13 protein-coding genes and 2 pseudogenes are annotated in these 20,621 nt (G+C 69.3%); 8 read left to right on the forward strand and 7 right to left on the reverse strand.

Annotation, left to right across the window (positions count from 1 at the left end; translation table 11 throughout):
• Positions 1-81 precede the first annotated feature (81 nt).
• The 4 genes from AB0E67_RS17860 to ssd all read right to left on the reverse strand — a co-directional run bounded on the left by AB0E67_RS17860 (position 82) and on the right by ssd (position 3,954).
• Positions 82-876 carry a type II secretion system F family protein gene (locus tag AB0E67_RS17860; protein WP_362027364.1) on the reverse strand — a complete coding sequence of 265 codons (795 nt, stop codon included), beginning with the start codon at positions 874-876 and terminating at the stop codon, positions 82-84.
• A complete protein-coding gene (locus AB0E67_RS17865) occupies positions 873-1,685 on the reverse strand; it encodes a type II secretion system F family protein (RefSeq protein ID WP_362027569.1) in 813 nt (270 codons plus the stop codon). The genes AB0E67_RS17860 and AB0E67_RS17865 overlap by 4 nt, the downstream gene beginning before the upstream one ends.
• A gap of 62 nt (positions 1,686-1,747) precedes the next feature.
• Positions 1,748-2,896 (reverse strand): TadA family conjugal transfer-associated ATPase, encoded by a 1,149-nt coding sequence (locus AB0E67_RS17870; protein ID WP_362027367.1) that lies wholly within the window; start codon positions 2,894-2,896, stop codon positions 1,748-1,750.
• The gene (ssd, locus tag AB0E67_RS17875) at positions 2,893-3,954 is read right to left on the reverse strand and encodes a septum site-determining protein Ssd (RefSeq protein ID WP_362027572.1); all 1,062 of its coding nucleotides are present in this window, start codon (positions 3,952-3,954) and stop codon (positions 2,893-2,895) included. The genes AB0E67_RS17870 and ssd overlap by 4 nt, the downstream gene beginning before the upstream one ends.
• Positions 3,955-4,521: 567 nt before the next feature.
• Here ssd and AB0E67_RS17880 point away from each other — a divergent pair.
• Positions 4,522-5,361 carry an HAD-IB family hydrolase gene (locus AB0E67_RS17880; RefSeq protein WP_362027370.1) on the forward strand — a complete coding sequence of 280 codons (840 nt, stop codon included), beginning with the start codon at positions 4,522-4,524 and terminating at the stop codon, positions 5,359-5,361.
• Between the two features lie 771 nt (positions 5,362-6,132).
• Here the strand turns inward: AB0E67_RS17880 and AB0E67_RS17885 are convergent.
• Positions 6,133-6,957 (reverse strand): oxidoreductase, encoded by an 825-nt coding sequence (locus AB0E67_RS17885; RefSeq protein ID WP_362027373.1) that lies wholly within the window; start codon positions 6,955-6,957, stop codon positions 6,133-6,135.
• Positions 6,958-7,059: 102 nt separating this feature from the next.
• Here AB0E67_RS17885 and AB0E67_RS17890 point away from each other — a divergent pair, with 102 nt between their 5' ends.
• Positions 7,060-8,055, forward strand: coding sequence for an ATP-binding protein (locus tag AB0E67_RS17890; protein ID WP_362027376.1), 996 nt, complete (start codon positions 7,060-7,062; stop codon positions 8,053-8,055).
• A gap of 88 nt (positions 8,056-8,143) precedes the next feature.
• Here the strand turns inward: AB0E67_RS17890 and AB0E67_RS17895 are convergent.
• A pseudogene (locus AB0E67_RS17895) lies at positions 8,144-9,148 on the reverse strand (hypothetical protein); the annotation flags it as partial.
• A 546-nt stretch (positions 9,149-9,694) separates the two neighbouring features.
• On the opposite strand from AB0E67_RS17895, the pseudogene AB0E67_RS17900 reads away from it, so the two are divergent.
• From AB0E67_RS17900 to AB0E67_RS17925, 6 genes and pseudogenes are all read left to right on the forward strand, one after another.
• A pseudogene (locus AB0E67_RS17900) lies at positions 9,695-12,832 on the forward strand (SulP family inorganic anion transporter).
• A gap of 505 nt (positions 12,833-13,337) precedes the next feature.
• The gene (gene acs / locus AB0E67_RS17905; RefSeq protein WP_362027379.1) at positions 13,338-15,311 is read left to right on the forward strand and encodes an acetate--CoA ligase; all 1,974 of its coding nucleotides are present in this window, start codon (positions 13,338-13,340) and stop codon (positions 15,309-15,311) included.
• A gap of 356 nt (positions 15,312-15,667) precedes the next feature.
• Positions 15,668-17,071, forward strand: a complete 1,404-nt coding sequence (gene nhaA / locus AB0E67_RS17910) for a Na+/H+ antiporter NhaA (RefSeq protein WP_362027382.1) — start codon at positions 15,668-15,670, stop codon at positions 17,069-17,071.
• Between the two features lie 48 nt (positions 17,072-17,119).
• Positions 17,120-17,653, forward strand: a complete 534-nt coding sequence (locus AB0E67_RS17915) for a phage holin family protein (RefSeq protein WP_362027385.1) — start codon at positions 17,120-17,122, stop codon at positions 17,651-17,653.
• Positions 17,650-18,690, forward strand: a complete 1,041-nt coding sequence (locus AB0E67_RS17920; protein ID WP_362027388.1) for an alpha/beta hydrolase — start codon at positions 17,650-17,652, stop codon at positions 18,688-18,690. The genes AB0E67_RS17915 and AB0E67_RS17920 overlap by 4 nt, the downstream gene beginning before the upstream one ends.
• 105 nt (positions 18,691-18,795) lie before the next feature.
• A complete protein-coding gene (locus AB0E67_RS17925; protein ID WP_362027391.1) occupies positions 18,796-18,999 on the forward strand; it encodes a hypothetical protein in 204 nt (67 codons plus the stop codon).
• Positions 19,000-19,352: 353 nt separating this feature from the next.
• On the opposite strand, the gene AB0E67_RS17930 is transcribed toward AB0E67_RS17925, so the two are convergent.
• Complete coding sequence (locus tag AB0E67_RS17930; protein WP_362027394.1) at positions 19,353-20,558, reverse strand: MarP family serine protease; 1,206 nt, start codon at positions 20,556-20,558, stop codon at positions 19,353-19,355.
• Positions 20,559-20,621 lie beyond the last annotated feature (63 nt).

A 20,621-nucleotide genomic window follows, 5' to 3' on the forward strand; every position in this document is an offset into this window, starting at 1 on the left:
TGGATACTCATTGATTCGAGTTGATTCACGCCGGTTTCGCGCTGATTCACACAGAATCGGAAGGTCACGGACCGATCTATGTCAGTCGGTGTGCAGCAGGCCGGTCGCCAGGCCGATCACCACCGGTGCCACCCCGACGGACAGGAAGGCGGGAAGGAAGCAGAGCCCCACCGGCGCGGTGATCAGCACACCCGCCCGTTGCGCACGCGCCACCGCCGTGCTCGCCCGCTCCGCCCGCATCGCCTCGGCCAGCCGCGCCACCGGTTCCGCTGCCGGCGCCCCGGTCGAACCCGCCCGGTCCAGGCATCGGGACAGGGCGCGTGCATCGGGTATCTCGCCGAACCTCCCCCAGGCCGTCGTGGGGTCACCGCCCAGCCGGATCTCCGCGGCGGTCCGCGCCAATCGCACGCCCACCGGACCGCCCAGCGACTCCCCCACGGCCTCCGCCGCCTCCCTCGGCCCAGCACCAGCGGAGATGCAGGCGGCCAAGAGATCTGCCGCGAGCGGAAGTTGACGCACCACCTCCGCCGCCTCCGCAGCGTCCGGTTCCGCTTTCCGACAGCGCTGCTTCCGTTGCCACCGCCATGCGCCGTACGCCGCCACCAGGCCGGCCACGCACCCTGACAGGCCACCCACCAGAACCACGCCCGCCACAGCAACCCCCACCGGCGCCATCCACTCCTTCACCCGGACACCGGGCACCATCCGCCCGCTTCCGCGCGTTTCCGGGCCGGTCCCGAACAGCAGCGCACCTCGACGGCGTCCCTCACGCCTCCGTCGCCGGCCCACCAGGGCCAGTGCCAGACACACGGCCGTGCCCACACCAGCCGACACGACCGCCACGCCGTAGCCGACTCCCCCGATCACCACGCTCATGCCGTCTCCCCCGCCCGTACGATCCGAGCGGCCCAGCAGAGCCCGGCCGCCTCCAGCGACGCACCCGTCACCAGGCAGGCCAACCCGGCCGGGGTGTGGAGCAGCACCCGCAACGGTTCGGCCCCCAGTACAGCCCCCAGCCCCAGTCCCAGCACCGGCAAGAGCGCCAGTACTGCCACCGTCGACCATGCTCCGGCCAATTGGGCCCGCAACTCCTCCCGTCTACGCCGCTCCGCACGCAAAGCGCCCTCCAGCCGGTCCAGACCCGCCGCGAGACCCGCACCTCCGTCCACCGCCACGCGCCAGCAGGCCGCTACCCCGGCAAGCCCGTCCAGCCCCGGCACCCGGGCCGCCTGACCGAGTGCCGTCGGCACGTCCCCGCCGAATCGCGCGGCAGCGGACACACCGGCCTCCGCCGGCCCCAGCACCCCGGCCCCTCGCACCGCGACGAGCAACGCCCTCCCCGGCTCATGCCCGGCCCGCAACTCGCCCGCGACAACACCGCACAACGCGACCACCCCGTCGGCCCCACGTTCCCGCTCACGCCGCAGAGCCCGTCGTCGCAGCCACCGCCGCACCAACGGAACCGCGGCCACTCCGGCCAGCACCGGAAGCACGGACTGCCCCAGCACGGCGACGATCAGCGCCACCAGGAGGCATAACCACTCCTGCCGCTCCCGCGTCCGCTTCCGGAGCCGGGCCCAGGTCCGCTCCCCCCAATGGCGCAGCGGCGACTCCACCGCGTCGGTGAACAGCACCCGGGCTCTGCGCCGCCCCCGGCTCCGCACCACCAATGACCGGACCACCATGGCGAGGCACAGCACCGCCGCGCAGTTCGCGCCGGGTGACAGCCCCGCCATCACACCCCCGCTCACAGCGCACCTCCGATCAGCGACCGAAGCCGCCCCCAGCCCCGCTCCCGGGCGAAACCGTCGGTGTCCCAGCGCAGCGCCGGCTCGGTCACAACCAGCCCGGACGTGTTCCTGTCCAGGACGTGCACTTCCGCGATCCGCCGCTGCCCGGTCCGGTCCCGCACGAGATGGACGACCACCGACAGTGCCGCTGCCAACTGGCTGTGCAGAGCGGTCCGGTCCAGCCCCGCCGCCGTTCCCAGCGCTTCGAGCCGGGCCGGGACATGCTCGGCGGCATTCGCGTGAACCGTCCCGCAACCGCCTTCGTGCCCGGTGTTCAGTGCCGCCAGCAATTCCGAGACCTCGGCGCCCCTCACCTCTCCGACCACCAGCCGGTCGGGCCGCATGCGCAGCGCCTGCCGTACCAGGTCGCGGAGGGTCACGCGCCCCGCTCCCTCCTGGTTGGCGGGGCGGGACTCCAGGCGCACCACGTGCGGATGGTCCGGCCGCAACTCCGCCGAGTCCTCGGCGAGCACGATCCGTTCCCGTTCCCCGACCGCCCCCAGCAGGCTCGACAGGAGCGTCGTCTTCCCGGCGCCGGTCCCACCGCTGATCAGATACGAGACCCGCGCCTCGACCAGTGCCCTCAACACCCGATCACCGCCCGGCGGCACGGTCCCGGCCCCGACCAGTTCCGTCAGTGAGAACGCCCTGGGCCTCACCACACGCAGCGACAGACACGTCGAGCCGACGGACACAGGTGGCAGAACGGCGTGCATGCGGGTGCCGTCCGGCAGTCTGGCATCCACCCAGGGCCGGGCGTCGTCCAGTCGTCTCCCCGCCACGGCGGCCAAGCGCTGCGCCAGCCTGCGCACCGCGGCGGCATCCCGGAACGTCACCCCGGTGAGTTCGAGACCACTGCCCCGGTCCACCCACACCCGGTCCGGTGCGGAGACTAGTACGTCCGTCACCGCCGCGTCGGCAAGAAGCGGCTCCAGCACCCCGGTCCCGACCAGTTCGCCCCGCAACTCGTCGGCCGCGCAGAGGACTTCGGTATCCCCGAGCAACCGCCCCTGGGCCCGCAACGCGGCCGCCACGCCCGCAGGCGTCGGCGCCGCGCCGCTCTGCGCCAGCCGTTGCCGTACGGCGTCGAGCAGCGTCTCGGTCATGACGCGCCTCCCGCACCGAGCCCCGCCACGCCGTCCGGAACCGAAGCCCGCTCCCAGAACGCCGCACAGAACCTGGCCAGCAGATCGCGCGGACTGCCACCAGGAGGTGCGCCGCTCTCCTGCGCCGCCGACAGTCCCGCGTCGAGCGGGAGTTCACCGGCGAGCGGCAGCCCCAGCGCCTGCGCCACCCACCGCTCGTCGAGCCCCGCCGCGTACGGGCCGCGGGCCACCACCCGCAGGTCGTCCAGGATCATCCCGACCGTCGATGCCACCCGCTTGGCCGCCGCGACCGCGCGAAGCTCTCCGGGCACCACCAGCAGCCCGAGATCCAGCTGGCCGAGTGCCTCGGCCACCGACTCGTCGACCCGGCGCGGCAGATCCACGACCACCACACCGCCAAGCCTGCGCGCCGCCGCCAGGACCGCCCGCATGGCCGGCGGCGGAATGAACACACAGTCGTCGCGGCCCCAGCTGAGCACCCGCAACCCATGCAGTGCCGGCAGCGACTCCTCCAGCGCACCGGCGCCGACCCGCCCCTTGGAATGGGCGAAATCCGGCCATCGCATGCCCTCGACTCGCTCGCCGCCGAGCAGCACATCGATGCCTCCGCCGAGCGGGTCGCCGTCGATCAGCATGGATCGCCGCCCCGCCCTGGCCGCGGTCACCGCGAGGGCACAGGCCAGCGTGGAGGCCCCGGAACCTCCCCGCCCGCCGATCACCCCGACGGTGAGCGCGGAGCGGCCGACACCTTCCGCCGCATTGGCGATCTGATCGACGAGCCACCCTTCCGATTCGGGCAGCCTCAGCACGTATTCGGCACCGATCTCCACGGCACTGCGCCAGACGTCCGGCGCGTCCTCGTCCCTCCCGACGAGCATCACCCCGCGCCGGCGCCCGGCCCCGCGGCACCTTCGCGCGGCGTCGTCCCCCACGAGAACCATCGGAGCCTGTTCCCAGCTCCCCCTGCGCTCGGGCAACGAGTGATGAACTTCAGGTTCCGCTCCGGCAGCGGCGCACAGCCGCAGCAGATCATCGAGGAGTTCCACGTCCTCGGTCACGATCAACGGTCCGCCCCGCCGTGCTCCGGCGGCCGGCAGACGGTCCCGAGCGATGGATTCAGCCACGATCTCCGCCCCCTTCTCACTGCACGTTCATCGCGGGTTCGCAACGATCTCGGGAGGTTTCCGAGATCAGCGATTCCGCAACCCGCGGACTTCGCGGCTGGAATCACCGTGCAACGCTTCCGGAAATCTTGTGGATCTTGCTCAAAAACTGTGGACAACTCCGCCCCTGTGAATAACTCCATCACCCATACCGATGACTTCCGGAGCGCAGCCCTTCCGTCACCGACCGTGACGGATCAAGATGAAGGAGACGGAGCCGGAAGCGAACCGGCGCGCCTGAAATGGAGGCAGAATGCTTGATTCCGTGCGACAGAAACGTGCCCGGACATGCGACGACCCCCGCCGGGGGGGAGAGCGGGGGTCGTCCCCACGGCCGACTCGGGGGGGGAGGAGCCGGACCGGGTTAGCACGGTCGCGAACGATCCGTGACTTCCATGGTGTACCCGAGAGCCTTCTCAGGCAAACCCACACGCCGGATTTTACGCCGAATGGTGGGCCCCTATGCTCTGCGTTGTGGAAAACCGCTTCTTGCCGCGCACAGCAGCCTTCTTCGACCTGGACAAGACGGTCATTGCGAAGTCTTCGACGCTGACCTTCAGCAAGTCCTTCTACCATGGCGGACTGATCAACCGCCGCGCCGTACTGCGCACCGCGTACGCACAGTTCGTGTTCCTTGCCGGAGGTGCAGATCACGACCAGATGGAACGGATGCGGGAATATCTCTCCGCGCTATGCAAGGGCTGGAACGTCCAGCAAGTGAAGGAAATCGTCGCCGAGACCCTGCACGACCTGATCGACCCGATCATCTACGACGAGGCGGCGACGCTCATCGAGGAGCACCACACCGCCGGACGCGATGTGGTGATCGTCTCCACCTCGGGCGCGGAGGTCGTCGAACCGATCGGTGAGCTGCTCGGTGCCGACCGGGTCGTCGCCACTCGGATGGTCGTCGGCGACGACGGCTGCTTCACCGGAGAAGTCGAGTACTACGCCTACGGACCGACGAAGGCCGAGGCGATCAAGGCGCTCGCGGTGTCGGAGGGGTACGACCTCTCGCGCTGCTACGCCTACAGCGACTCCGCGACGGACGTACCGATGCTGGAGTCCGTCGGGCACCCCCACGCGGTGAATCCGGACCGCGCCCTCCGCCGCGAAGCGACCCTTCGCGAGTGGCCGATTCTCGTCTTCGACCGCCCGGTCCGCCTCAAGCAACGGCTGCCCACCATCGCCATGCCGCCGCGTCCGGCGCTGGTCGCGGCTGCGGCAGTGGGCGCCGCCGCCGTCACAGCGGGACTGGTCTGGTACACCTCCCGTCGCCGAAGCACCACGACCTCCCTCTGACAGCGGGCACGAGGGCCTGACAGTCGGCACGACGTCCAGCACGAACCACCGCCAACAGAACCGAACGCCTCGGGACCGGACACCACGGGCCGGGCGGCGCCGCCTCACCAACCCCGCTCAGGCGGCCGCCCGGCCCTCCCGTTCCTCGCAGCCCGCGAGCGGCCGAACCATCGGTCGTCTGCACGCTCCGATTCATGCACCGAGTCAGGCCCGATCCACCAGCCCGACCGGTATGCGCAACTCGCCCGTAATTGAACCCAAAAGTAAAGAACTGCGGCCGCCACTACCGCTCACCTCAGCTCTGGAGTACAAAGGACTCAACGGCCCGCGAGACCAAGGACATCCGAAAGGATTACCTGTAACGCACAGAAGGCCCCACGGACCGAGCATGAAAACCGAGTACCCACGCGACGTCGACCCGTCGATTACGGGCCAGCCGCACCAGGAATCGGGCAAGGACCCCGACCTGATGGGCATATATCGAGGACGCTTGGTAACTGGGTAGACATGCCAGCGGCGGTACCGAGGACGGTACCGCCGCAACCCTTTTGTGGCGGGCGCGCTCCTCGCCCGACGAGCCGTCCCCCACCCACGGACGAACGGAGCGCCCCGCCAGGGGGGCGCCTCCCGATACCACCGCTCTGAAGTCACGCACGGGTGCAGGCCCCCGGCCCGGGGGGGACGATGCTCCACCCCTACCCGTACCAACGCGTTCGTTCGCCGGTCCGGCTCCTCGGAACCGTCACCGTGCCGCGCGGATCCGCCGTCGGGTCACGCGGCCCCGCGCTGCAGCGCCTCGCAGACCGCCGTCGTTTCTCTGACACCCAGTTCCACAGCTTTTCCGCAGTGCGCGATCCAGGTCGCCATTCCGGCCGGCGTACCCGACAGGTACCCCTCGAACGCCGCCGCGTACGCCGCTCGTCCCTGCTCGGCGTGCCCAACCTCGGCGGGGCAGATCGACTTGGGGTCGAGCCCGCTCCCGATCAGGACGATCCGCTCGGCGGTCCTGGCGACGAGACCGTTGTACGAGCAGAAAGGACGCAGGGCCAGAAGTTCACCGTGCACGACCGCCGCCGTCACCAGCGCGGGCGCGGCAGTCCCCGAAAGGATCAATGCGGAAAGCCCGTCCAGTCGCCCGGCCACCTCGTCGGCATCGGGCAGCGGCGCTTCGATCAGCGGTTCGTCGACGCGTTCGCCCGCGAGCCGCGGTCGGCCGACGGCGTCCTCGGGCTCCGCGCGTCCGGCCGCGACCAGATGCAACCGCGCCAGCACCCGCAACGGCGACTGCCGCCAGATGGAAAGCAGTTGGCCCGCTTCGGCAGTGAGCCGAAGGGCCGCTCCGACAACCCGCGCCTCGTCGTCACCGCTGAAGTCGCTGCGTCGGCGCACCTCCTCCAGATTCCAGTCGGCACCGGACAGCACGGCCGAGCCGCGGGCGCCACGCAGCGCCGCTTCGGCGGTGACCTCGTTGCTGCGGCGCCTCATGATGCGGTGGCCGTAGACCCGGTCCACGGACTTGCGTACGGAGTCCACCGCCTCGGCGACTCCCGGCAGGGCACTCAGAGCGGCGAGCGGATCGGGGGCAGTCGTACTCATAAGTAACGAGGCTACGCGCATACCACACCGATAACACCCAGGAGTGGCCTTCTTCACGAGGAGCAACAGCGGACCGTTGTCATGGCACTACCCTAGGTGAACATGAAGATCGCTTTCGTAGGCAAGGGCGGCAGCGGCAAGACCACGCTGTCCTCGCTCTTCATTCGCCACCTCGCAGCCAATGAAGCCCATGTCGTCGCGGTGGACGCCGACATCAACCAACACCTCGGAGCCGCTCTCGGGCTCGATGACCGGGAGGCCGCGGCACTTCCGGCCATGGGAGCCCATCTGCCCCTGATCAAGGAGTACTTGCGCGGCAGCAATCCGCGTATCGCCTCCGCCGAGACGATGATCAAGACGACCCCACCGGGCGAGGGTTCACAATTGCTGCGGGTCCGCGAGAACAACCCGATCTACGAGGCATGCGCACGCACGGTCAGGCTCGACGACGGGGAGATCCGACTGATGGCCACCGGACCATTCACCGAGTCGGATCTGGGCGTGGCCTGCTACCACTCGAAGGTCGGCGCGGTGGAACTCTGCCTCAACCATCTCGTCGACGGCCCCGACGACTACGTCGTCGTCGACATGACGGCGGGATCCGACTCGTTCGCCTCCGGGATGTTCACTCGCTTCGACATGACGTTCCTGGTCGCCGAACCAACCCGGAAGGGTGTCTCGGTCTACCGCCAGTACAAGGAGTACGCACGGGACTTCGGGGTCGCGCTGAGGGTCGTCGGCAACAAGGTTCAGAGCAAGGACGATCTGGAGTACCTCCGCTCCGAGGTCGGCGACGACCTGCTGATCACCGTCGGGCACTCCGACTGGGTCCGGGCGATGGAGAAGGGTCGGCCGGACCGTTTCGAGCAGTTGGAGGCGGAAAACCGGATGGCTCTGCAGGCTCTGCAGAACGCCGCCGACGACTCGTACGGGCAACGCGACTGGGAGCGCTACACCCGCCAGATGGTGCACTTCCATTTGAAGAACGCCGAGAGCTGGGGCAACGAGAAGACAGGCGCCGACCTGGCCGCCCAGGTCGACCCCTCTTTCGTGCTCGACGAGCGGTTCGCGCGGGAGGATGCCGCACAGCCCGTCTGATCGGGTCCCGTCCGGCTGCGGACAGGACCGTGAAAATGTGCTCGAGGGGGACGACTCGCCATCCTCGGGACGCCACTCGTGACGTCTCTCAGGCAGATTGCGCCAGGTCGGCATGGCGAGGGGTTCTCGGACATCGGCCGCGGGCTCGGGTGCGCGGCCGATGCTCGTACGCAGCCACCGCCCCGCGCATCCGCCTCGTCACCATCAACGCTCGACGGGCCCGTGTCCGCTTCCATGCACGCCGTCCTCGCCGCCCCGTTCGTCGCCCATCCGGCGCCCTACCAGCGTGCGCATTCGCTCCTGCCTCCAGCCTCGATCGCCCGGTGCCTCCGAGGAATTCCAGCCAGCCCTCGGCCGGGGCCCGGCCCACATCGAGCGTGGCGAGTTTCGCCAGCACCGCCGGATCCTGCGCGTCCAGCCAGTCGGCCAGTTGCCGGAAGGAGACGCACCGGACACCTTTCCTCGTGCAGACTCTCGCGATGGTCTGCACGACGGCTCGCATGTACGTACCGCCGTTCCATCCTTCCAGACACGGCGTACGGCCACCGACGAGTTCCTTGTCGTAGTCGAGGAGAAGCGGCTTCTCGTCCTTCAGGACGGGGACGTTGGCCTTCCAGTTCTTCACGAAGGACTTGGCCTGCCCGATCTCGCTCTTCCACTGCTTCACGGTCCAGGTGCCGATGCCGCCTTCCGGACCGCAGAAGTGCCCGTTGAAGTGAGTGCCGATCTCGTTGCCCTCCTCCCAGACACCTCGTAGCTGAGCGAGGGTGTTCCGGATGCCGTCGGTGTCGTCGAAGCCGATGTCCGAGCTGCCGATGTCGTGCTTCGGCGGGTCGTATAGCTCCCGCTTCCCTTCCGGCAACATGTGCACGCCGCTCAGGAATCAGGTCATGCTGGCGCGGTACTTCCTGCCCACATCGCGGAAGCGCGAGAACAGCTTCTGACCGTCCTCCCCCGCACCGTCCTGGGAGAACACCACGAACTGCGGAGGCTTCTGACCGGAGGCCAGGCGCTGCGCCACCGGTTGGTTCGGCTGACTGCCGGTGAAGACGGTGGAACCGTCGCCGATGAGCCGCAGCACTCTCTTGGGCGAGTACCCCGGAGCCTTCTTCGCCACCGTCTTCTTCGCCTGTGCTTCCGGCTTCACGGCGCCGGGCCCGGCGGCCCCGGCCGCGCGCGGGGGTTGGACGAGCAGCCGGTCACCCCCGCCAGCGTGACAACCGCGGCACGCAGACCACCCCATCCGGCGGTCCGTCCCGTCGTGGCTCCCCTCTGCGTGGCACCACCCTTCTCGACGCCGTTCTTCTCGGCACCACTCCTTTTGGCACCGCACGCGCGCCTCACGGCAGCCGGCATCCGCCGGCCCCTCCCTCGCGGTTAATTTGCGCTGAATGTAACCATATAGAGCGATCCGGCCCGTATGCACTAGCAGCAACAGCCGGGCGCTGGGCCATATAAAAATGCCTATTCACCGGAATGGATGAATGAATAGGTCATTTGACCCCAAGCATGGACTCAAGTCTTTACTCTCTATTACGATCTATTTACCAAGAGTTGGGAAATGTCGCTGCCAAGTGCCCTGCTTCGCGGCCGCTTTCCCCCATGTTTCGCGCCCACGCTGTCCGGAGGAGACGGAAACATGTCCGCTTGCGTACCCACACGTCATGACCGCGCGTCCCGCAGTTCGCGTCCACCCCGCTCATCGGGGGTCAAGCGACCCCACAGCCCGCCGTCGTCGCCACCGGGCGGTCCACGACTCCGTATCTCGGGCGCCGATCTTTCCGCGTCCATCACGGTCTTTCTTCTGGCAGTCCCCATGTCGCTCGGGCTGGCCGTCGCCATGGACGCCCCACTGACGGCCGGACTGATCTCCGCCGCGATCGGCGGCATCGTCGCCGGGCTGCTCGGCGGCACCCCTCTTCAGGTCAGCGGCCCATCCGCCGGACTGACCGTGGTCACAGCCGAGTTGATCCAGATCTACGGCTGGCGCACCACCTGTGCGATCACCATCGGTGCCGGACTGCTCCAGATCGTGCTGGGATCGCTGCGGGCGGCGCGCAGCGCCCTCGCGGTCAGCCCCGCCATCGTCCACGGCACGCTCGCCGGCATCGGCGTGGCCATCGCGCTCGCTCAGCTGCACATCGTGCTCGGCGGCTCGCCTCAGAGTTCCGCGGTATCCAACATCCTTGCCCTGCCCGAACAGTTGGGGCGGGTGAGCCCGTCGGCGCCGCTCATCGGACTGCTGACCATCACCGTCCTGGTCCTGTGGCCGCGGACTCCGGGCCGACTCGGCCGGACGGTACGACGGGTGCCGACGGCCCTCGCCGCGGTGGCGACCGCGACGGTGGTGGCCGGGTTTGCGACGCCCGGAATCACCCGCGTCGATCTGCCGTCCTGGCGCTCCCACGCCCTACCGGAACTGCCGCACGGTCCGGTGCTCGCTCTCGCCACCGCAGTGTTCACCGTGATGCTGGTGGCCAGCCTGGAATCGCTGCTCGCGGCAGTCGCCGTGGACAAGCTGACAGCCGACCGCTTCGGCGGGCGAGCCGCCAATCGGAACAGGGACACACCTTCGTCACCGCCCGTGTCGGCTACGTCAACGGCTCCCAACCTGCCTGTCTCGCCCGACGATCCAGCCGCGGCAGCCGTCTGCACCCCTCCTGCCGTCCCCTCCGAGCCCGCCTCGTCGGACTCGCCCGGCCCGCCGGCCGGGCGCTCCGACCTCGACCGCGAACTGCGTGCGCAAGGCATCGCCAACACCCTGTCCGGGCTGGTGGGCGGACTTGCGGTGTCCGGGGGCGCGGTACGCAGTTCGGCGAACGTACGGGCCGGGGCCACCAGCCGCGCCTCCACCGTGCTGCATGGCATCTGGGTGGTCCTTGCCACCGGGCTCCTGGTCGCCGTCCTGGAACTGATCCCGTTGGCCGCGCTCGCTGCGCTGGTCATGATGGTCGGCATCCAGATGGTGAGTTTCGCCCACATCCGCAATGTCCATAAGCACCGGGAATTCCTGGTGTACGGCGCGACGATCACCGGTGTGATCCTGTTCGGCGTCCTCAAGGGTGTGGCGATCGGCATCGCGGTGGCAGTGGTCGTCGCCCTCCACCGGCTGGCCCGCACCAGAATCACCGTCACCGATCAGGACGGTAGGCATCTGGTCGTCGTACGGGGCCAGTTGACGTTCCTCGCGGTCCCCAGGCTCAGCCGGACGTTCGGTCGGCTGCCGCAGGACGGAGATGTGGTCGTCGAACTGGACGGTTTCTTCATGGACCATGCGGCATACGAGACGATCCAGGACTGGAGCATCGCACAGAGGGCCCACGGCGGCCGGGTCGTCTTCACCGGCAGGTCCGGGAGCCGGATCGCGGAGCCCGCCTCGGCCGCGCATTCTTGTTGCAGTCCCTGGACACCGTGGCGCAACCATCACTGTCACGATCGGTCCGAGCAGACGCACGGTCTTCCCGAGGGCGGTGGCACGCCGTCCTGCGACGCCCCCGAGCCGCACGTTGCCACTGCCCCGGAGTCCAGCGCGAAGCGCGCCTTCCACACGTGCGGCGCCACCGCGCGGGTCCCCGGATCCGATACCTTCACCTCTCCCCATCGGGGCACCGCCGACGGCGCCCCTCCCGGCTCTGACATCGCCCCCGGCGCCCCTCCCAGCTCTGACGCCACACCCGATGACCTTCCCGGCATCGGCCGCGGCCACAGATCCGGCATCGCTGCGGGCGTCATCCGCGATCGCGGCCCAGGCCTCGGCCTCGATCAGGGGCCTGGCCAAGGTGCCGACCACAGCCGGGGCTCCGATCCGACCGGTGCTTGCCCCCTTGCCACCGCCCCTGGCCCTGCTCCCGCCGACCCTGCCGCCGCTCGCCCCGTTGCCGGAGGCGACAGCGCCCCGGCCCCAATGGGCGCATCGACCGTCGGCCGGCGTCAGACAGGCGGAAACCGCCTGGTGAGCGGCCTGAACACGTTCCAGCGCCACACCGCCCCGTTGGTGCGCGAGGAACTGGCCCGGTTGGCCCGGGAGGGACAGCGTCCCTCCCAGCTCTTCATCACCTGTGCCGATTCCCGTCTCGTCACCAGCATGATCACGGCAAGCAGGCCGGGCGATCTTTTCACCGTCCGGAACATCGGCAATCTGGTGCCGCCGCCGAACACCGAGTCCGGGGACGATTCGGTGGGCGCCGCCATCGAGTACGCGGTGGACGTGCTGGGGGTGGATTCCATCACCATTTGTGGGCACTCCGGGTGCGGTGCGATGCAGGCACTGCTCGACGGCAAACGGACCCCGGACACTCCGCAGACGTCCCTGTGGCGCTGGCTGAGACACGGACTGCCGAGCCTGAAGCGGATGGCGTCACGGCATCATCCCTGGGCGCGGATCTCCGGCCGCCTGCCCACGGACGCGGTGGAACAGCTCTGCCTCACCAATGTGGTGCAGCAGTTGGAACATCTGCGGGCCCATGAATCGGTGGCACGACGACTGTCCGAAGGCACCCTTCAGCTGCACGGGATGTACTTCCACGTGGGCGAGGCCCAGGCGTATCTGCTGACCGGGCCCGCGAGCGTCGGCATCGCACTCGACGAGGTCTTCGACCGAGTGGGCCCCGGCGACGTCTGCGCCGCCCCCGGGATCTCGCCGGGGGGACCGGGAGCCGCAAGAACCCAGGACTCGTCCGGAACACCGGGTACCACCGGAACACTGTCGAGACCGGGTGCACCGGGGAGACCGGGCGCCCCTTCCGACCCGGACGGTCTGGAACGCACCGGCGTCTGACTCGGGCCGCTCGTCCCGGGAACCCGAGCCTGCAGAACACCACGGACGCGGGGGACACAGGGTCCGCCCGGTGCCCTCGGATGCTCAGCGACCTCCGACGACCTCCGACGCCGAGTGTGCCTCGATGCCCGATGTGCTCCGACGCCCGGTTCTCTCGGGTGCCGGGCCCCTCCGACGCCAGGTGCCCTCTGACGGCAGCCCTTCGGTCGCCCGAGGGCACCGGCTCCGGGGCGAAAACGGACGAATGCTGAACCGGATACCCCCCAGGTCCGTAGGAAAGTCCGTGAGACCTCATGCCCCCGCTTTCCCGCTGCCACCTGGAGCGCATCACGTCGCACCGCGTCGTGTCACTGCGCACCGCGTCGCGCGGTGCCGCGCAGCATGGAAATGCGGGGGCCATGGCCCATACACCGAAACACAGGTCTAAACCAATTCTCGGCAGACCCTTGTCACCCGGCCCTCCGGCCTGATGAGCTATGCACGGGACACAACGGACACCCTGGGAATGGGAGATGTCGTGAGCAATGACAGCCTGGCCAATCTGCTTCGTGAGGAGCGCCGATTCGCGCCGCCTGCCGATCTGGCCGCGAACGCCAACGTCACAGCGGAAGCTTACGAGCAGGCCGAGGCTGACCGGCTGGGCTTCTGGGCCGAGCAGGCCCGCCGTCTGACCTGGGCCACGGAGCCGACCGAGACACTCGACTGGAGCAACCCGCCCTTCGCCAAGTGGTTCGCGGACGGCAAGCTCAACGTCGCGTACAACTGCGTGGACCGCCACGTCGAGGCCGGTCACGGCGACCGGGTCGCCATCCACTTCGAGGGCGAGCCCGGCGACAGCCGCGCCATCACGTACGCCGACCTGAAGGACGAGGTCTCCCGCGCCGCGAACGCCCTCACCGAGCTCGGTGTCGGCAGGGGCGACCGGGTTGCCGTCTACCTCCCGATGATCCCCGAGGCCGCCATCGCGATGCTGGCCTGTGCCCGCATCGGCGCCGCGCACTCGGTGGTGTTCGGCGGCTTCTCGGCCGACGCCATCGCCGCCCGTATCCAGGACGCGGACGCCAAGGTCGTCATCACCGCCGACGGCGGCTACCGCCGGGGCAAGCCGTCCGCGCTCAAGCCGGCCGTGGACGAGGCCGTCTCCCGCATCGACGGCGTCGAGCACGTCCTCGTGGTTCGGCGCACCGGCCAGGACACCGCGTGGACCGAGGGCCGTGACGTCTGGTGGCACGAGATCACCGGCCGGCAGTCCGCCGAGCACACCCCCGAGGCGTTCGAGGCGGAGCAGCCGCTCTTCATCCTGTACACCTCCGGCACGACGGGTAAGCCGAAGGGCATCCTGCACACCTCCGGCGGCTACCTCACGCAGGCCGCGTACACGCACCACGCGGTCTTCGACCTCAAGCCGGAGACCGACGTCTTCTGGTGCACCGCCGACATCGGCTGGGTGACCGGACACTCGTACATCGTCTACGGCCCGCTGGCCAACGGCGCGACGCAGGTCATGTACGAGGGCACGCCCGACAGCCCGCACCAGGGCCGCTTCTGGGAGATCGTGCAGAAGTACGGCGTCACGATCCTCTACACCGCGCCGACCGCGATCCGCACGTTCATGAAGTGGGGGGACGACATCCCCGCCAAGTTCGACCTGAGCAGCCTTCGGGTCCTGGGGTCGGTCGGTGAGCCGATCAACCCCGAGGCGTGGATGTGGTACCGCAAGCACATCGGCGCCGACCAGTGCCCGATCGTGGACACCTGGTGGCAGACCGAGACGGGCGCGATGATGATCGCGCCGCTGCCGGGCGTCACGGAGACCAAGCCGGGAAGCGCCCAGCGCGCCCTGCCCGGCATCAGCGCCACGGTGGTCGACGACGAGGCCAACGAGGTGCCGAACGGCGGGGGCGGCTATCTCGTCCTCACGGAGCCGTGGCCGTCGATGCTCCGCACCATCTGGGGCGACGACCAGCGCTTCATCGACACCTACTGGTCGCGGTTCGAGGGCAAGTACTTCGCCGGTGACGGCGCCAAGAAGGACGAGGACGGCGACATCTGGCTGCTCGGCCGGGTCGACGACGTGATGCTCGTGTCCGGTCACAACATCTCGACCACCGAGGTCGAGTCGGCGCTCGTGTCGCACCCCTCGGTCGCGGAGGCCGCCGTGGTCGGCGCCGCCGACGAGACGACCGGCCAGGCCATCGTCGCGTTCGTGATACTGCGCGGTTCGGCCACCGCGTCCGACGAGCTGGTCGCGGAGCTGCGCAACCACGTCGGCGCCACGCTGGGCCCGATCGCCAAGCCCAAGCGGATCCTGCCGGTCGCCGAGCTGCCCAAGACCCGCTCCGGCAAGATCATGAGGCGGCTGCTGCGGGATGTCGCGGAGAACCGCGAGCTGGGCGATGTCACGACGCTCACCGACTCCTCGGTCATGGATCTCATCCAGAACCAGCTGCCGTCGTCCTCCGGCTCGTCCGAGGACTGACACACCCCGTAACCGAGCGAGGCACCGGTGCCCGGGCCTCAGAACCCCGGGCACCAGAGTCCGGGCAGCGGGTCCCTGGCGACAGATCTGAGCCGCGGTCCCTCGGACAGGGAGCAACGAGTGCCTGGGCTTCAAGGCCCGAGCACGCCCGAGGGGCATCCGGCAACGCGCCGGATGCCCCTCGGTCATTTTTGGGGCGGAGATCACCGGATACAACCCGGCGCATCCCGGGTACAGTGGCAAAGCGCGTCAGCAGCTCAACAAAAAAGCTTCACTGGGTGTGCCGGGAAGTCTGGTCGGCAAGTGCATCAGCCATGCCATCGCCGCCGTACCGACCGACCCGGAGGTCCCCTCTCGTGGCCGCGCCCACCCCCACACCCTCGTCCCGCCGTACCTTCCTGGGGCGGTTGTCCCTTCCCGAGCGGAACTACCTCGCGGACGCCCTGCGCACCGAAACCGTCGGCGGGGTCATCCTGCTGGTCGCGGCAGTGGCGGCCCTGATATGGGCGAACGCCTTCGGATCCAGTTACGCGGCCGTCAGCGAATTCCACTTCGGCCCCGCCTCGCTGGGCCTCGACCTCTCCGTCGCGCACTGGGCGGCGGACGGGCTGCTGGCGATCTTCTTCTTCGTGGCAGGCGTCGAACTCAAACGGGAACTGGTCGCAGGCGAACTGCGCGACCCCAAGGCAGCCGCGCTGCCGGTCATCGCCGCGATCTGCGGCATGGCCGTCCCGGCCGTCGTCTACACGACCGAGGTCCTGATCGGCGGGGGTTCCACCGACGGCTGGGCCGTCCCCACCGCCACCGACATCGCCTTCGCGCTCGCCGTCCTCGCGGTCATCGGCACCTCGCTGCCGAACGCGCTGCGTGCCTTCCTGCTGACGCTCGCCGTCGTCGACGACCTCTTCGCGATCCTGATCATCGCCGTCTTCTTCACCGAGAAGATCAACTTCATGGCGTTGATCGGCGCTTTCGTCGGCCTTGTCGTGTTCTACCTGCTGCTGCGCGCCAAGGTACGCGGCTGGTACGTCTACGTACCGCTCGCCGTGGTGATCTGGGGCCTGATGTACAACAGCGGCATCCACGCCACCATCGCCGGGGTCGCCATGGGCCTCATGCTGCGCTGCACCCGGCAGGACGGCGAGACGCACTCCCCCGGTGAGCGCGTCGAACACCTGGTACGCCCCCTCTCGGCCGGTGTCGCCGTACCGCTGTTCGCCCTCTTCTCCGCCGGGGTGTCCCTCTCCGGCGGAGCGCTGGCGAACGTCTTCACCCGGCCCGAGACGCTCGGGGTCGTCCTGGGACTGGTCGTCGGCAAGACGATCGGCATCTTCGGGGGCACCTGGCTGGCCACCCGCTTCACCAAGGCGGAACTGAACAAGGACCTGGCCTGGGCGGACGTCTTCGCGGTCGCGTCGCTGGCGGGCATCGGCTTCACCGTCTCGCTCCTCATCGGCGAGCTTGCCTTCGTCGGCGACGCGGACACGATCAACGAGATCAAGGCCGCCGTGCTGATCGGTTCCCTCACGGCCGCGCTGTTCTCCGGGACGCTGCTCAAACTCCGCGTACGCAAATATCGGATGCTGCACGAGGCCGAGGAGCTCGACGAGGACCAGGACGGCGTGCCCGACATCTATGAGCAGGGTGATCCGGAGTACCACCTGCGGATGGCCGCGATCCACGAGAAGAAGGCGGCCGAACACCGACGCCTTGCCCGACTGGCGGGGGCAGCGAGCAGCAAGCCGGACAGTCCGGCATGATCTGACACCAGATGTGTTGAGCAGGAGAGCAGAAGTAGGGAGTCAGGGATGAGCGACCCCGGCAACATGGCGGGCAACACCGACCGCAGTCTCGGACAGTTGGTCGCCGCGGCGACGGCCGAGATGTCCGCACTGGTGCACGACGAGATCGCCCTGGCCAAGGCGGAGGTACGCCAGGACGTCAAGCGTGGAGTCACCGGCAGTGTGGTGATCATCATCGCGGGCGTGCTGCTTCTGTTCGCGATCCCCGTACTGAGCTTCGCGGCGGCGTACGGAATCCACAACCTGGGACTCGGGCTGGCCTGGTCGTTCCTGATCGTGGGCGGAGCGTTCATCGTCCTGGGTGCGCTGCTCGCCCTGTTCGCCGTCGCCAAGTTCAAGAAGGTGAAGCCGCCGGAGAGGTCCATCGCCTCGGCGAAGCAGACGGCGGCGGTCCTCCAGGGCGTCAAGCCCCATCCGCGCGCCACCACCGCGGCGGGGACGGGCCGTCCGGCCGTCACCGGCAGCACTCGGGCGGACAAGGCTCTGGAAGCGGCTCCGGCACAGGACGAGGCGCCGACTGTGGCACGCTCGACCACATGATGGTCCACGATTCCAGTGCGTCCGACCCGGTAGGTCCGAAAGGCCGCTCAGGAGATCCGAAGGGCCGGTCGGGCCGGGACGGCACGCCCTCCGGCGCCGACAGGCCCGGACCGGCCGGCGCCGGAGGGCCGGTCCGGCTCGACGGACCGTGGACCCACCGCGACGTGGCGGCGAACGGCGCCCGCTTCCACATCGCCGAGCTCGGTGAGGGACCGCTCGTCCTGCTGCTGCACGGTTTCCCGCAGTTCTGGTGGACCTGGCGGCACCAGCTCACCGCCCTGGCCGACGCCGGATACCGCGCCGTGGCGATGGATCTGCGGGGCGTGGGCGGCAGCGACCGTACGCCCCGGGGGTACGACCCCGCCAATCTGGCGCTCGACGTCACCGGCGTGATCCGCTCGCTCGGCGAACCGGACGCGGCACTCGTCGGTCATGACCTGGGCGGCTACCTCGCATGGACGGCCGCCGTGATGCGGCCGAAGCTGGTGCGCCGTCTCGTGGTCTCCTCGATGCCGCACCCGCGCCGTTGGCGCTCCTCGATGCTCTCCGACTTCGCGCAGTCCCGCGCGGGGTCGTACGTGTGGGGCTTCCAGCGCCCCTGGGTACCGGAGCGTCAGCTCGTCGCGGACGACGCGGCGTTGGTGGGGCGGCTGATCCATGACTGGGCGGGCCCCCGGACCCCTGAGTTCCCCGACGACGCGACGCTCGACGTCTACCGGCGCGCGATGTGCATCCCGTCGACCGCGCACTGCTCGGTCGAGCCGTACCGGTGGATGGTGCGCTCCCTGGCCCGTCCGGACGGAATCCAGTTCAACCGGCGGATGAAGCTGCCGGTGCGCGTCCCCACGCTGCACCTGCACGGCTCACTCGATCCGGCGGTCCGCACCCGGAGCGCGGCGGGGTCCGGCGAGTACGTCGAGGCGCCGTACCGTTGGCGACTTTTCGACGGTCTGGGGCACTTCCCGCACGAGGAGGATCCGGCCGGATTCTCAGCCGAACTCATCAACTGGCTCAAGGACACCGAGCCCGACCGGTAACCGCGCATACACGGTTGTCCGACGAACGCCAATTGCCCGCCGCATAGGCCAATTGGCTGACGGACGGGCGGTTACCGACCATGAGGCACGGGCAGACGTCGAGGTATGGGCTGGACGCACGACATCGGTGACGCAGCACGCAACCGTCGCTCGACCGCCACGGCGGATCCGGGCAATCACGAGAGGGGCGGCCCCCAGGGCCGGGTGCATGACATGCATGTGATGCACGATCCCCGGCTCGGCATCCCGCGTATCCTGCGCCGCCGGGCCCGCTGGGTCTCGGCACGACTGCGCCACCCGCGTGGATGAGTTTCCGGATGTGAGGCGCTCTTCCGCACGGGTGGCGTACTCCTGTGCGGTGAGGTGCTTTCGTACGGGCTCCGGGCGCCGGACCGGCTCACCGGCCGGCCCCGAGCTCCGGGCTTCTCACCGACCGGAGGCCGACGGACGTGCCGGTCGGGCGTCGCACGGCAGGTAGCAGGTAGCCGGTGGCAGGCCGCAAGCGGCAGATGACAGTGCGCGACATGACGACGGCAGGGCCTGATGCTGTCGCTCCCGGCGCCAGGACCCGTCGTCGAACTGCCGCGTGCCGTGCGACGCCTGGCACGCACGGCCCCGCATCCGGCAGAACAACGGCAGTCTGAAGACAGTCCCTGGAGTCCCTAGAGAGCGCACCCCTGGCTGTCGACCTGTTGGTTGGCGGAGCGGCCGTGCGCGATGTCCTGGCGGATCTCGTCGGCCGTCAACGCGTAACCGGTGTCCGGGTCGTCGAGCGACTTCGCGAACACGACTCCGTACACCTTGCCGTCGGGCGTCAGCAGCGGCCCGCCCGAGTTGCCCTGACGGACGGTCGCGAAGAGCGAGTACACATCGCGGCGGACGGTGCCCCGGCGGTAGATGTCCGGTCCATTGGCGTCGATACGGCCCCGCACCCGCGCGGACCGTACGTCGTACGAGCCGTTCTCCGGGAACCCGGCGACGATGGCGCCGTCCCCGGTCCGGGCGTCCTGGTCGGCGTCGGTGAACCGCAGCGGCTTCGCGTCGAGGTCCGGTACGTCGAGTACGGCGATGTCGCGCTGCCAGTCGTAGAGCACGACCTTCGCGTCGTACAGCCGGCCCTGGCCGCCGATCTGCACGGTCGGCTCCTCGACACCGCCGACGACGTGGGCGTTGGTCATCACGCGACGGTCGGCGAACACGAATCCGGTGCCTTCGAGGACCTTGCCGCAGCTCGGCGCGGTGCCGACGACCTTGACGATGGACTGCTGGGCGCGGACCGCGACGGGGCTGGTGCTCAACGCCGGGTCCGGTGCCTGGACCTCGGTGATCGGCTCGTTGGCGAAGGGGCTGAAGACCTGCGGGAAGCCGTTCTGGGCGAGCACCGACGAGAAGTCCGTGAACCAGGTCGAGGCCTGTACGGGCATCACCCGCGAGATGCCGAGCAGGACCGACGAGCTGCGGACCTCCTTGCCCACTGTCGGCAGGGTGGTGCCGGCCAGGGCCGAACCGATCAGCCAGGCGACCAGCAGCATCGCGACCACGTTGACCAGGGCGCCTCCGGTGGCGTCGAGGGCGCGCGCGGGCGACCACGTGATGTACCGGCGGAGCTTGTTCCCGAGGTGCGTGGTGAACGCCTGCCCGACCGAGGCGCACACGATCACGATGACGACCGCGACCACCGCCGCCGTCGACGAGACCTCCGAGCCGTTCGTCAACTGGTCCCACAGGATCGGCAGCAGATAGACGGCGACGAGACCGCCGCCGAGGAACCCGATCACCGACAGGATGCCGACGACGAACCCCTGTCGATATCCGATGACAGCGAACCACACGGCGCCGGCCAGCAGCAGGATGTCCAGCACGTTCACCGTCTATAGCCTCACAGATTCGTCACCGGGCCCGTTCGATCGGCTGGTTCCGGCCGGGGCCGG

This window comes from Streptomyces sp. NPDC032161 (assembly GCF_040636995.1).
Classification (GTDB): Bacteria; Actinomycetota; Actinomycetes; order Streptomycetales; family Streptomycetaceae; genus Streptomyces.

Bases quoted from the DNA above. Each gene is read 5' to 3' on its own strand.
- AB0E67_RS17860 (WP_362027364.1), bottom strand. From the start codon at position 876: ATGAGCGTGGTGATCGGGGGAGTCGGCTACGGCGTGGCGGTCGTGTCG.
- AB0E67_RS17865 (WP_362027569.1), bottom strand. From the start codon at position 1,685: ATGGTGGTCCGGTCATTGGTGGTGCGGAGCCGGGGGCGGCGCAGAGCC.
- AB0E67_RS17870 (WP_362027367.1), bottom strand. From the start codon at position 2,896: ATGACCGAGACGCTGCTCGACGCCGTACGGCAACGGCTGGCGCAGAGC.
- AB0E67_RS17880 (WP_362027370.1), top strand. From the start codon at position 4,522: ATGCTCTGCGTTGTGGAAAACCGCTTCTTGCCGCGCACAGCAGCCTTC.
- AB0E67_RS17885 (WP_362027373.1), bottom strand. From the start codon at position 6,957: ATGAGTACGACTGCCCCCGATCCGCTCGCCGCTCTGAGTGCCCTGCCG.
- AB0E67_RS17890 (WP_362027376.1), top strand. From the start codon at position 7,060: ATGAAGATCGCTTTCGTAGGCAAGGGCGGCAGCGGCAAGACCACGCTG.
- acs (WP_362027379.1), top strand. From the start codon at position 13,338: ATGGGAGATGTCGTGAGCAATGACAGCCTGGCCAATCTGCTTCGTGAG.
- AB0E67_RS17915 (WP_362027385.1), top strand. From the start codon at position 17,120: ATGAGCGACCCCGGCAACATGGCGGGCAACACCGACCGCAGTCTCGGA.
- AB0E67_RS17920 (WP_362027388.1), top strand. From the start codon at position 17,650: ATGATGGTCCACGATTCCAGTGCGTCCGACCCGGTAGGTCCGAAAGGC.
- AB0E67_RS17925 (WP_362027391.1), top strand. From the start codon at position 18,796: ATGGGCTGGACGCACGACATCGGTGACGCAGCACGCAACCGTCGCTCG.